Origin of the sequence: Streptomyces sp. NPDC058469, assembly GCF_042721125.1 — a bacterium.
GTDB lineage: Bacteria > Actinomycetota > Actinomycetes > Streptomycetales > Streptomycetaceae > Streptomyces.
This window is the reverse complement of sequence record NZ_JBHXME010000360.1, coordinates 1-1,445: the sequence shown is the minus strand read 5'-3', so window position 1 is coordinate 1,445 and position 1,445 is coordinate 1. Positions and strand designations below refer to the sequence as shown.

Sequence of the window (1,445 nt, the reverse complement as noted above, 5' to 3'; positions counted from 1 at the left end):
CTCCCTACGTTGTTCTGCGGGAGGCGGTGAGCCCTTCGTATGGTTCACCCACCCAGGGGTGCCGGGTGTGGTTGAAAACGCTCTGCCGCTTGTGGCTTGCACTGATTGGCCGCCCGGTGCCCCACGACGACTCGGCTGCCAATTAGGAATTGCGAATGATCGCTGAGTAGGGAATCGACAGCGAGGTCGTCCGTGGGAGGCACCAGCAGCACACCGCACGGAGGCACCACATGGCCACGATCTGGGCCGGCATCGACGCAGGCAAAACCCATCATCACTGCGTCGCGATCGACGACAGCGGCCGCCGGCTGCTGTCACGACGCGTCGCCAACGACGAACCCGAACTGCTCGAACTCCTCACCGCCATCCTTGCCTTGGGCGACGACGCGATGTGGGGCATCGACCTGGCCGACGGCGGTGCCGCCCTGGCCATCACGATCCTCCTCGACCACAACCAGCCCGTGCACTACATCTCCGGCCGGGCCATCCACCGCGCCTCCGAGAGCTACCGCGGCGAGGGAAAGACCGATGCCAAGGACGCTGCTGTCATCGCCGACCAAGTGCGCATCCGACGGGACCTGCACCCCTTACGCACCAGCAACGCAACCGTCACTGACCTCAAGATCCTCACCGGCCGCCGCACGGACCTGGTCGCCGACCGCACCCGCAGCGTCAACCGGCTCCGCGCCCAGCTCACCGGCATCTTCCCCGGCCTGGAACGGGCATTGGACCTGACCAACGCCGGCCCGCTCATGCTGCTGACCGGATATCAGACCCCGGCCGCCCTCCGCCGAATCGGTGTGAAACGGCTGGAGACCTGGCTGCGTAACCGAAAGGTCCTTCGCGCCGACCGGCTCGCCGAGACCGCCGTCCACGCCGCCGAGCGCCAGCACACCAGCCTGCCCGGCGAAAAACTGACCGCCCAACTCGTACACACTCTGGCAGCGGAGGTGATGGCCCTCAACCAGCAGGTCGCCGAGCTCGACAAGGCGATCGAGGCCCGGTTTCGCGAACATCGGGACTTCGAAGTGATCACCAGCATGCCGGGCCTGGGTGTCATCCTCGGCGCCGAGTTCCTGGCCGCCACCGGAGGCGACATGGCCTTCTTCGGTACTGCTGACCGCCTTGCCGGCTTCGGTGGCGTCGCACCCGTTCCCCGCGACTCCGGCAAGATCAGTGGCAACTTCCGCCGGCCACGGCGCTACAACCGCAGACTCCAACGCGTCTTCTACATCTCTGCGTTGTTCAGCATCCGCCACTGCGACGAATCCCGCCGGTTTTACGAACGCAAGCGAGCCGAGGGAAAACATCACATCCAGGCAGTCCTGGCCCTGGCCCGCCGACGCGTCAACGTCCTCTGGGCCCTCCTCCGCGACGGACGGACCTACGAGGCCGTGCCACCCACCGCTCACACGGCTTGACAGACAGCATTAGGAATCAGTGAC

1 protein-coding gene is annotated in these 1,445 nt (G+C 66.1%); it reads left to right on the top strand.

Annotated features, from left to right (window positions below; all coding sequences use genetic code 11):
- The first annotated feature begins 230 nt into the window (after positions 1 to 230).
- Complete coding sequence (locus ACFWP5_RS52445; protein WP_384174551.1) at positions 231 to 1,421, top strand: IS110 family transposase; 1,191 nt, start codon at positions 231 to 233, stop codon at positions 1,419 to 1,421.
- Positions 1,422 to 1,445 lie beyond the last annotated feature (24 nt).

Excerpts from the sequence above, each read along its gene's own strand:
- ACFWP5_RS52445 (WP_384174551.1), top strand. The coding sequence starts at position 231 with ATGGCCACGATCTGGGCCGGCATCGACGCAGGCAAAACCCATCATCAC.